Here is an 11,045-nt window from a genome sequence, read left to right on the forward strand (position 1 = left end):
CTATTTAAGTGATGTGCTGAAAAGGTTACCGACACACAAAGTGACCCAAATTGAAGAATTGCTGCCGCACTGCTGGAAACCTAAATCGAATTAAAAAATAGGTATGGGATTCAGCGGACGCTTACATTTAAAATCAACAAATGACTATTGTACGGCATAAAAAAAGAGCCTCCTTTGAAGCTCTTTTCAATCTTTTGCAGACTTAGCACAATGTGCAAACCCACTCAAATGAACTATTACTTACGTGCCTGCACTCGGTTGGTAATTAAAGTACCAACTCCATGATCGGTAAAGATTTCCAGTAAGGTTGCATGCGGCACACGACCATCTACAATATGTGCGCTGATTACACCGCCTTTGACTGCATCCAATGCACAGCCAACTTTAGGAATCATACCGCCATAGATCACACCAGTATCAATCAAACGATCCACTTCCTGCGTAGTCAAACCGGTCAATAAGTTTTTATTTTCATCTAGCACACCAGTAATATTGGTGAGTAGAATCAGTTTTTCTGCACCTAATGCTTCTGCAACTTTACCAGCCACCAAGTCGGCATTGATGTTATAGGTATTGCCTGTATCATCGACACCTAAAGGTGCTATGACAGGAATAAAGTCGCTGCTGGTAAACATTTCTAAAACGTCAGTTTTTACCCCAACCACTTCACCGACTAAACCAAGGTCAATCTGCTCGACTTCGCCTGTTTCGGTGGTTTTTTGCATCAATAATTTTTGTGCACGAATCAAATTACCATCTTTACCTGTCAAACCAATGGCGCGACCACCATGTTGGTTAATCAGATTCACAATGGACTTGTTCACACTACCACCGAGCACCATTTCCACCACTTCCATGGTAGCAGGATCGGTCACACGCATGCCGTCAATACGGTCAGACTCGCGTCCCAATTGCTTAAGCATAGAATCTACTTGTGGGCCGCCACCATGCACGACAATCGGGTTTAATCCGACTGTTTTAAGCAGCACAATGTCACGTGCAAAAGAACTTTCCAGCTCAGGATCAGTCATGGCATTGCCGCCATACTTTACAACAAGGGTCTTGCCCGCAAAACGTTGAATATACGGCAAAGCTTCGGTCAAAATTTGTGCTTTGTCGATACCAGTCTGTTGATGTGGCATTCGCCTCTCCTTATTGAGCATCTAGAATGTCTTGGGCGATTTCAGGGTATCGCTCACTTAACATGGAAACAAATGTATCGCGAATATCATTCAGTCGTGATGGATTATCGGCATCAAAACGCACCGTAAAATATTCGCCTGTATTGGATGCTCGAATAATGCCAAATCCATCTTCAAAATCAAGTCTTACACCATCTATTTTACTTAATTCTGCACCACTGCGATGGCTAGAACTTTCAACATCATTTAAAACCGCACTCGGTTCAATATTCCGTGTGCTGATATACGTGTCTTCAGTGCAGCAACGCTCAGGGTATTTCTGCATCAATGCCGAAAGGCTGCTGTAATTACTGTGGCTTAAATATTCCAACACGCGCAGCGCTGCGTAAATACCATCGTCATAGCCAAAACCACGTCCATCATTGAATACATAATGTCCTGCGTATTCGCCACCGAACACAGCCTTGCCTTGCGACTGCGCCAAATAACGCCGCAAGAAGGTACTGCCCGTGCGAATCATCACCGCTTCGCCACCCAAATCACGCACGGTATTGCGCACCATAGTGGAGCATTTTACATCAAACACCACTTGATGCTGAGGGTGAGTTTTTAAACACATTTCTGCAAATAAAGACAGCAAACGATCTGCTGAAAGCACATTGGCATGTTCATCCAAGAGGACGACACGATCACCATCGCCATCTAAAGCAATGCCAATGTCCGCCTGATGTTCACGCACCGCAGCTTTTAAATGTTGTAAGTGTTTTTCTTGTGATGGATCGGGTGCATGTTCTGGAAAATGACCATTGGCTTCGCAGCGTAAAGCAATCACCTCACAGCCCATTTTTTGCAAAACCAAAGCAGCGCAATGACCTGCCGAACCATACATCCCATCTAAAACCACTTTAAAAGTGCCCGCCAGTTGAATATCGTTCAACATTGCCTGCTGATATTGCTGACACGCATCTTCAATAAATTCATGTGAAATGTTGGTGGCGTGTTGTGAGGCGATGGATGGTGCTGCATCGGTATTTAAATAATATGGCGCTGCATCGTGTGCCACGTGTTGAATCATTTCAGGGGTTGGCGGTTCGCCCTGCACAATCCATTTAATGCCGTTGTCTGATTTTGGATTATGACTGGCCGTAAGCATAATGCCATTGCCTGCCGTGTGTCGTGCCATAAAATACAACATCGGGCTAGAACAACAACCCACCATCGTCACTTGAAATTGATGGGCAAGAAAGACTTGGCGCATAATTTCAGCATAAGCGGGGCTATTTAAACGCGCATCATAACCAATACTAATTTGAGTTTGCTTTTCTTGTTGATATTGTTGCACCAATCCTTGTGCAATGGCGTGTACCAATTTCGCGGTCAGCACAGTTTCTTTGCCACGAATGTCGTAAGCGCGAAAAATATGCTGAGGAAAAAGTGTTTGTGGATTGTTCATAGGCTTACAACTACAAAGATGAGCCAACATAAAGTGAATAAATCTTGGCTCGAGATATTTTGAAAATTCTAATTAGATTTTTTAATAGATGTGCAATGGTCTCATCAGAGCTAGTGATTTACTTGTCATTATTAGTACATCTTTCGTTACTTTTCAAGAATTGTTGGTAAAGTTTCAGATAAAACTTTACCAAACGATATAGGCTGAAACCTAAGTAACTTAGTTTTTGCCCGTATGCCCAAAACCACCTGCACCACGTTCGGTGGCAACAAATTCATCTACTTGTTCAAACTTGGCCTGTACCACAGGAACCAAAACGTATTGCGCTAAACGCTCACCAGGTTCTAAGCTAAATGCTGTTTGGCTACGGTTCCACACCGAAACCATCAATTCACCCTGATAATCTGAATCAATCAAACCCACCAAGTTCCCCAACACGATGCCATGTTTGTGACCCAAGCCTGAACGCGGCAAAATCATGCCTGCAAAACCTGTATCTTGAATATAAATCGCTAAACCTGTTTTGACCAATACTGTTTGACCCGGCTCAATCACGGTGCTGCTGTCTACACAAGCACGTAAGTCCAACCCTGCCGAACCTGCGGTTGCATAAGTTGGCATTGGCCATTCTGTGCCTAAACGTGAATCTAAGACTTTAACTTGAACTTTCATGAAGTTTATCCTGTTTTTAAATTTTCAATGTAATTTCGATATAAATTATGCCCTTTGATGCTGTACTTGCATCAACACCGCTGAATGTTTTTCAGCGCTTAATCAGAGCACGTAAATTTTCCAAATAATGCTGTGCCTGTAATTTCGGATCGACATCACCGGCTAACTTTTTCTTACGTCCGAGCCATTCCAATTCATCTTGTGGTAATTCATCCAAAAAACGACTTGGGGTCATTTGTTTCATTTGCCCACCTGCTTTGCGCTGTTCTGCCAAAGTAATGGTTAAGCCCTGACGTGCACGAGTAATCCCGACGTACATCAAACGTCGTTCTTCCTCGACGGTATCTGCCACAATCGAGTTTTTATGCGGTAAAAGTTCTTCTTCCAAGCCAATCAAATACACATACGGAAATTCCAAACCTTTGGACGCATGCAGAGTTAGCAAATTGACTTTATCGGTGTCTTCTTCTTCCTGTTGCTGTTCGAGCATATCGAGCAGCACCATTTTACGAATCACACTTTCAATATTTTTTTCATCGACATCTTCAGCGCGGTTAATCAGACTTTGGATGCTGCTATACAGCACCTCAATATTATCTAGCTTGGTTTTTTCCTGCGCAGGTGTAGCCGCTTGCTCTTTAATGTAGTCGATATAGCCTGCTTCGAGCATCATCTGGCGGATGATTGGCACAGGTTCATCATCTTCCAATAAATTACGGGTAAAATTACCAATAAAATCTGAAAACTCTGCCAACTGCGTCGTGGCTTTTTTCGGAATTGCCATGGTTAGGCGCTGATCACCTGCGGCAGCCAATAATGACAAATGGTTTTCTTGTGCAAACAGCCCTAGTTTTTCCAAAGTCACAGGACCAATCGCACGTTTAGGCGTATTAATAATGCGCAAGAATGCGCTGTCATCTTCAGGATTAATAATCAAACGCAAATAGCTCATAATGTCTTTGATTTCAGCGCGCGCAAAGAACGATTGACCACCGGAAAGCTTGTACGGAATTTGCATTTGGCGTAATTGGGTTTCCAAAATGCGCGCCTGAAAGTTACCACGATACAAAATCGCATAATCTTTCCAGCTTTTGCCATTCATCAGTTTATGCGTGAGTAAGTCTTTAACCACACGTTCTGATTCATCATCATCGTTACGGCAAGTGATCACCCGAATCACTTCGCCATGACCTTTGTCTGACCAAAGTTTTTTATCAAAAATATGTGGATTATTGCCAATGACGGTATTGGCCGCTTTTAAAATGCGACTGGTCGAGCGATAGTTTTGCTCAAGTTTAATCACTTTTAAATTCGGGAAATCATCTTTCAGCAAGGCCATATTTTCAGGCTTGGCACCGCGCCATGCGTAAATCGATTGGTCGTCATCACCTACCGCAGTGAACTGCCCCATCACCCCCACCAATAATTTCACCAAGATATACTGTGCGGTGTTGGTATCTTGATACTCATCGACCAATAAATAACGGACACGGTTCTGCCATTTGTCACGCACTTCAGCATTTTCTTGCAAAAGTCGTGTTGGCATTACAATTAAATCGTCAAAATCTACCGCGTTATAGGCACGTAAATTACGTTCGTAAAGTTGATATAAATGTGCAAATTGGATGTCTTCTGGCGTTTCGCACGTGGTATGTGCCTGCTCTGGTGCAATCAGATCGTTTTTCCAATCTGAAATCATCTTCATGGCTTTGGCAATCAGTTCCTTGCTTTCTGCACCCGACAAATTATCGCGGTGCATTAAATCCATCAGAATACGTTTGCAGTCATCGGCATCCAAAATAGAGAAGTTGGCTTTTAACGGCGTGTGTTTTAATTCAAGACGCAATAAATTCAGACCAAAGGTGTGGAAAGTCGAAACCGATAATCCTTTAGCTTCTTCACGTGACAATAATTTGGTCACACGCTCTTTCATTTCACGTGCTGCTTTGTTGGTAAAAGTCATTGCTGTAATACGATGCGCAGGAATCCCGCAATGCTTAACCAAATAGGCAATTTTTCGGGTAATCACCGAAGTTTTGCCTGAACCCGCCCCTGCAAGCACTAACAAGGGTCCTTGAGTGTATTTCATCGCTTCAAGTTGCTTGTCGTTTAACTGACTTGCCAGTGACATAGTATTTCCTCTATTTCGGTTCGAGCTCGATTATAGTCATCTCCGCCAAAGATGACTAATCTAAAATGCTACTTTAGACGTCATTGTCTATTTGCTGAGTAGACCCTAGAAATTGCTTGCATAAAAAAACCGCCCGAAGGCGGTTCTTTACAATCTATACAATGCCAGATTATTGGATTGCATAAATGCTGATTTCTACACGACGGTTTTGCTCACGACCTTCTGCGGTAGCATTCGATGCGATTGGGTTTGCAGCACCGTGACCTTGTGCATTAATACGTGAAGTTGATACACCACGGCTAGCCAAGTAGTTTGCAACCGATTGTGCACGTGCTTGTGACAATGGAATGTTGATTGAGTCATTACCAGTGCTGTCGGTATAACCAGTCACTAAAATACCGCTCTTGTTATCTTCAGTTAGCGTTTGCGCAACTTTGTTCAGCGTTGTATAGAAGTTAGGTTTGATGTTTGATTTGTTGGTATCAAACGTGATGTTACCAGGCATAACCAAACCAACAGAACCATCTGCATTACGGTTTACTTCTACACCAGTACCCGCCATTTGCTGACGAAGTTGTTTTTCTTTATTGTCAAGATAAACACCCGCAGCAGCACCCACTACAGCACCAATTGCCGCAGCGCGGTTATTTTGTGCGCTTGTATTTGCATTGCCTTTAGAAATACCATAACCCGCAGCAGCACCAATTACTGTGCCTAACGCTGTTTTGTCATATTCCATACCACCAAGGTTGTTACCAGTCGATTGACAACCTGTTAATACCATTGCCCCTACAACTGCTGTCGATATTACTAATGCACGCATGGCATGCCTCCTTACTTGTGTTTTGTTGTACAGGCTGAATATTGAATGAAAAAATATACTTAGACCATTGATTTTTTGTTAATAAAAAAACTTTTACTTACAAATATACATGATCATGTACAAATCTGGGCATAACATCATCACAATTTCTACACACTTTCACTTCTACACTTTTTTATTTTAAAAACAACATTTATAGTGGAGTAATCTACAAATACGTGACGAATTGGACGATTTATCTTCAGGATTGATTTATATGTCATCGCAAGCAAAAAAACAGCCTTTATTAAAAAAAATCACAAAAGGACTCACTGTGGGTACAGTCATTACTGGCAGTACATTTTTTCACGGCCCTCCTGTGTTGGCTTTAGGCTTAACCAAACTGTTCAAGCAGTCAAGTAAGGTCGATGAAGCCAATATTCAAATTACCAACAGTTGGCTCAGTGTAAATAACTGGCTGATTGATCATGTGTTACCCAATACCCAATGGGATATCAGCATTGATGAAAATTTGCAGCTGAGCATGCAAGGTCGTTATCTTATGACCTGTAACCATCAAAGTTGGGTCGATACCACAGTAAATCAATACTTTGGTTTAACCCGCATGCCTTTGACCCGCTTTTTTACCAAGTGGGAGCTGATCTTTATTCCCTTTGTGGGTCAAGCCTTTAAAATTTTAGGCTTCCCAATGATGAAGCGTCACAGCAAAGCACAAATTGCCAAAAAACCTGAGCTGAAAGACCGTGATATGGAAGAAGCACGTAAAGCCTGCCAACAGTTGTTGAGTCAGCCCTTTACCCTGCTCAACTATTTAGAAGGCACTCGCTTTACTCAAGAAAAACATGATCAGCAGCAATCGCCATATCAACATTTATTAAAGCCTAAAGCGGGTGGTTTAGCGCTGGCTTTGAATATTTTGGGCGATCAAATTGATGCTTTGGTGGATATGACCATTGTTTACCCAGATGGTGTACCAGGCTATAGCGAGTTCTGGCTCGGAGAAGTTCCTCGCATTGCGGTAAATTTACGAAAAATCAACATTCCAGACTGGGTCTTGGGTGGTAATTACGAAGATGATGCTGAATACCGTGAGCGTTTCCAGCAATGGGTGCATGAATTATGGTTGGAAAAAGATCAGCTGATTGAATCCATGCAACAAAAACTTGCAGCTCCGACTGCATAACCATTCAGGTACGCCATGAAAAAGTCTGAAGAACCTGTCATCAAATCCTCTTTTCATCCCCTGCGTAAAGATTCATGGGGATGGAAAATTGCCTTGGCTTATGACTTGTTTTTGATGGGTTTAATCATCTTTAACTTGTTCTGTTTAAGTGCCAATGCCATTTTAATGAGTGATTTTGGCGAATGGTTGTTCGATTTTATTCGTCTACCTGAAATTTTACAGTTTTATCGAACAGAATTGCGCCCTTGGGTGGTGATTACCGAAGGCTGGTTTACCACGTTTTTAATTGTAGAGTTGGGCGTGCGTTGGGGTATTGCAATAATTTTCAAACATCATCAGCGTTGGTGGTTTTTCCCGTTTATTCACTGGTATGAAATTCTTGCAATTATTCCGCAATTGCGTTTTTTACGTTTATTACGTGCCATCGCGATTGGTTACAACCTGCATAGCCATGGCTATAAAGTCATTCCAGACAGTTGGTATAAACGCGGCAACTTTTACTACAACTTGCTAATGGAAGAACTGAGTAGCCGTGTGGTGCTCACGGTACTTAATGGTGTGCAACGTGAATTGACCACCAGTACCACTCACAAACAATTTATTGATGATTTGGTCGAGCATCATCGTCAATTACTCGCGATTGCCCTAGCCGATATTTTGCAGGAATCCTTAGGCAAAGAATTACAAATGCAGCGTCACATGATTGCGAAAAATGTCGGGTTGGTGGTGAATCAAGCCATTGAAGATACGCCTGAACTGACGCAATTGCTGCGCCTGATTCCATTGGTCGGTGGACGTATTGAACAGCAAATTCAAAGTATCGGACAGCGATTGGGCGAAAATATCACCCAAGGTTTAATTGAACCTTTTGCACAGCAGCATCAACAAGTACAAAATCCAACTTATCAAATGATTGCTGAAAAAATTAGTCAGATTGAGATTGAACATAATCAGCATATTGATAAATTAGTGGAATCGGCAATATTTGAAAGTTTAGAAGCGATTCGCAAACAAGTAAAAGTTAAACAATGGCAACAAATTTTAAATGAAGGACAACAACACGATATTTCATAAAGGTCTTTCGATAATTTCAGCTAAAACAATGTGAAATATTTTTAGTAACTGAACTAGAGAATTCACCCAATTTGTTCTAGGATTTGCTCTATTTATAAGATGACTTCAACAACCAGCAAAGTTAGAAGTGTTAAGGAATTATTATGGCTGACATACGGATAAAAGGCAGATTGGTCAATGCGATTCGCATTAGCTTAGACACCAATGATCATGATGCGATCCGCCAGCAACTAAGCCCAATGTTGCAAAAATCATTTCCACCAGGGGTTTTGGTGGTCATTGAAAGTTCAGTCGAACAAGAATTGATTGCGCTAATTCAATTGCTAATTAGCCTAGAAGCACAGCCAATTGCTGTGACTGAAGGCATTATGGCAGATCAGGCACGTGCTATTCAGTTCCCTGTCATCCCGCAAGACCGTCCATTGCAGGAAGTGAAAGCCACCAAAGAACAAGTGGTTGAAGTAAAACCTGAACCTGCGGCAGAACAGCAACAGACGGAAAATCAAGTCGCTGAAACTGCACCTGCTGTGGCGCATATTACGTCTTATCACGATGAAATTTTGCGTACAGGCCAATGCTTGGTACAACATCAGGGCGACATTATTTTAACCGCAGGCATTAACAGCGGTTCTGAAGTGATTGCTTCAGGAAATATACATATTTATGGTAGTGTACGTGGTAGAGTCATTGCCGGCGCGGGCGGGAATATTGCGGCACGAATTTTCTGTCATTCCCTAGAAGCAGAATTGGTATCTATTGCAGGCACGTATTGCGTGGCGGACGATATTCCTCAGCATGTGACTAAAAAACCTGTGCATATTTACTTAAATGATAACCAAGAGCTTGTATTTGAAGCTCTACAATTTTAATGTATAAATAATCACCAAAAATCCCCGAAAAAATATAGGGGAATTTAAACCATAACAGGAGTGGATTCGGTGGCGAAAATTGTTGTCGTAACATCAGGCAAAGGTGGCGTAGGTAAAACCACTACAAGTGCATCTTTTGCAACAGGTTTAGCCCTACGTGGTCACAAAACTGTTGTTATCGATTTTGACGTGGGTTTACGTAACCTTGACTTAATTATGGGTTGTGAACGTCGCGTTGTTTATGATTTTGTGAATGTATTAAATAATGAAGCGCGTTTACAACAAGCATTAATTCGCGATAAAGATATCGAAAACCTTTATATTCTTCCAGCTTCACAAACCCGTGATAAAGATGCCCTCACCGATGAAGGTGTGGCACGTATTATGGATGAGTTGGCACAAGAGTTTGATTACATTATTTGCGACTCACCTGCAGGGATTGAGCGCGGTGCCATTCTTGCAATGTACCATGCCGATGAAGCGATTATTGTGACTAACCCTGAAATTTCTTCAGTACGTGACTCTGACCGTATTATTGGTATGCTTGACAGCAAAACCAAAAAAGTAGAACAAAATGAAGGTCGTGTGCGTAAGCACTTGTGTATTACACGTTACAACCCAGAACGTGCCGATAAACAAGAAATGCTGACCATTGACGACATTTCTAAAGATATTTTGCGTGTACCAACTTTAGGCGTGATTCCTGAATGTAAGAGCGTACTTCAAGCATCTAACGAAGGTAAACCTGTCATTCTGTATAGCGATGCTGCTGCAGGTCAGGCGTATGATGACTTAGTTGCACGTTTCTTGGGTGAAGAACGTCCGTTTCGTCATATTGAAACAAAACCGAAAGGTTGGTTAGCACGGTTATTTGGAGCGTAGACATGGCAGGATTTTGGAGCAAATTATTTAGCGGTGAAGATAAGCCATCTAGCGCACAAACAGCAAAAGATCGCTTAAAAGTGATTGTTGCTTCTGAACAAGGTCTAGGTAAACGCTTAAGCCAAGACAAAATTGATCAGATGAAAAAAGAAATCATGCAAGTGGTAAACCGCTACGTGCGTGGTGTCGATGAACAACATATTCAAATGTCTGTGCGTTCAGAAGCCAATATTGAAATGTTGGAAATGAATATCAATTTGCCTGAAGAGCGATAATCTGAATACTGATTAGTCAAGCAAATTGAATCAGGGCAAAATAACACTAGTTATTTTGCCCTATTTTTTTCAAAAGAATATAAAGGAGATTGCCATGGCATTATCTCAACCTGCGACCTTTAACGAAGCATGGTCGGATGAACGTGTATTTGCCTATTTGAATCAACTTCCACCTGCAGGTGTGAATGCAGATTTTCACGTACTCTATCACGCATTTAAACACATGCGTCCAAGTGACTATGAACGTCTATTGACACAATTTGTTGCCGATGGTCGCGATGTCAATGCCACTAATCCTGAAGGTCAGCGTATTCACGATGTGATTGCTGAATTTCCACGTCAAAAAGATGGTTTTTTAGCAGTTTTAGCCAAGTTTGCTTAAACTGTTTAAACACAATCTCTGGCTAAATTCAGCGTAAGCGTCCGCTGAACCCCATGCCTATTTTTTAATTTGAGTTGGATTTCCAGCGATGTGGCAGTAATTCTTCTATTTGGGTCGCTTTATGCGTCGGCAGCCTTTTCAGCACATCACTTAAATAGG

At 41.9% G+C, this 11,045-nt stretch carries 13 protein-coding genes; 7 read left to right on the forward strand and 6 right to left on the reverse strand.

What is annotated here, in order from left to right; all coding sequences use genetic code 11:
- Positions 1 to 94, forward strand: a 94-nt coding sequence (locus tag ACEO2X_RS12000) for a transposase domain-containing protein (RefSeq protein ID WP_046889966.1), incomplete at its 5' end; no start/stop codon positions are given.
- 142 nt (positions 95 to 236) lie between these two features.
- On the opposite strand, the gene argB is transcribed toward ACEO2X_RS12000, so the two are convergent.
- The 5 genes from argB to ACEO2X_RS12025 all read right to left on the reverse strand — a co-directional run bounded on the left by argB (position 237) and on the right by ACEO2X_RS12025 (position 6,221).
- Positions 237 to 1,142: an acetylglutamate kinase gene (argB, locus tag ACEO2X_RS12005; RefSeq protein ID WP_168418240.1), complete on the reverse strand. Its 906-nt coding sequence runs from the start codon at positions 1,140 to 1,142 to the stop codon at positions 237 to 239.
- Between the two features lie 10 nt (positions 1,143 to 1,152).
- Positions 1,153 to 2,595 carry a phosphomannomutase/phosphoglucomutase gene (locus ACEO2X_RS12010; RefSeq protein WP_004975308.1) on the reverse strand — a complete coding sequence of 481 codons (1,443 nt, stop codon included), beginning with the start codon at positions 2,593 to 2,595 and terminating at the stop codon, positions 1,153 to 1,155.
- Positions 2,596 to 2,814: 219 nt separating this feature from the next.
- Positions 2,815 to 3,267 (reverse strand): dUTP diphosphatase, encoded by a 453-nt coding sequence (gene dut / locus ACEO2X_RS12015; protein WP_004975307.1) that lies wholly within the window; start codon positions 3,265 to 3,267, stop codon positions 2,815 to 2,817.
- A 91-nt stretch (positions 3,268 to 3,358) separates the two neighbouring features.
- The gene (locus tag ACEO2X_RS12020) at positions 3,359 to 5,398 is read right to left on the reverse strand and encodes a UvrD-helicase domain-containing protein (protein ID WP_317028371.1); all 2,040 of its coding nucleotides are present in this window, start codon (positions 5,396 to 5,398) and stop codon (positions 3,359 to 3,361) included.
- A 169-nt stretch (positions 5,399 to 5,567) separates the two neighbouring features.
- Positions 5,568 to 6,221 carry an OmpA family protein gene (locus tag ACEO2X_RS12025; RefSeq protein WP_178318252.1) on the reverse strand — a complete coding sequence of 218 codons (654 nt, stop codon included), beginning with the start codon at positions 6,219 to 6,221 and terminating at the stop codon, positions 5,568 to 5,570.
- Positions 6,222 to 6,477: 256 nt separating this feature from the next.
- On the opposite strand from ACEO2X_RS12025, the gene ACEO2X_RS12030 reads away from it, so the two are divergent.
- The 6 genes from ACEO2X_RS12030 (at position 6,478) to ACEO2X_RS12055 (ending at position 10,886) form a co-directional block, all read left to right on the forward strand.
- Complete coding sequence (locus ACEO2X_RS12030) at positions 6,478 to 7,404, forward strand: acyltransferase (RefSeq protein WP_096902695.1); 927 nt, start codon at positions 6,478 to 6,480, stop codon at positions 7,402 to 7,404.
- Between the two features lie 15 nt (positions 7,405 to 7,419).
- Entirely contained in the window at positions 7,420 to 8,478 is a 1,059-nt protein-coding gene (locus ACEO2X_RS12035) for a hypothetical protein (protein WP_004975298.1), read from the forward strand.
- Positions 8,479 to 8,621: 143 nt separating this feature from the next.
- On the forward strand, positions 8,622 to 9,347 hold the full coding sequence (gene minC, locus ACEO2X_RS12040) for a septum site-determining protein MinC (protein ID WP_096902696.1): 726 nt from the start codon (positions 8,622 to 8,624) through the stop codon (positions 9,345 to 9,347).
- A 69-nt stretch (positions 9,348 to 9,416) separates the two neighbouring features.
- Positions 9,417 to 10,229 (forward strand): septum site-determining protein MinD, encoded by an 813-nt coding sequence (minD, locus tag ACEO2X_RS12045; RefSeq protein WP_096902697.1) that lies wholly within the window; start codon positions 9,417 to 9,419, stop codon positions 10,227 to 10,229.
- 2 nt (positions 10,230 to 10,231) lie between these two features.
- Complete coding sequence (minE, locus tag ACEO2X_RS12050; protein WP_096902698.1) at positions 10,232 to 10,504, forward strand: cell division topological specificity factor MinE; 273 nt, start codon at positions 10,232 to 10,234, stop codon at positions 10,502 to 10,504.
- Positions 10,505 to 10,598: 94 nt separating this feature from the next.
- Complete coding sequence (locus ACEO2X_RS12055) at positions 10,599 to 10,886, forward strand: PA4642 family protein (protein ID WP_004975291.1); 288 nt, start codon at positions 10,599 to 10,601, stop codon at positions 10,884 to 10,886.
- Positions 10,887 to 10,950: 64 nt separating this feature from the next.
- Here the strand turns inward: ACEO2X_RS12055 and ACEO2X_RS12060 are convergent.
- Positions 10,951 to 11,045 (reverse strand): transposase domain-containing protein (locus ACEO2X_RS12060; RefSeq protein ID WP_136143756.1); only part of this gene is annotated, 95 nt, incomplete at its 5' end.

Source organism: Acinetobacter sp. AL9 (assembly GCF_041464035.1).
GTDB classification, from domain to species: Bacteria; Pseudomonadota; Gammaproteobacteria; order Pseudomonadales; family Moraxellaceae; genus Acinetobacter; species Acinetobacter towneri.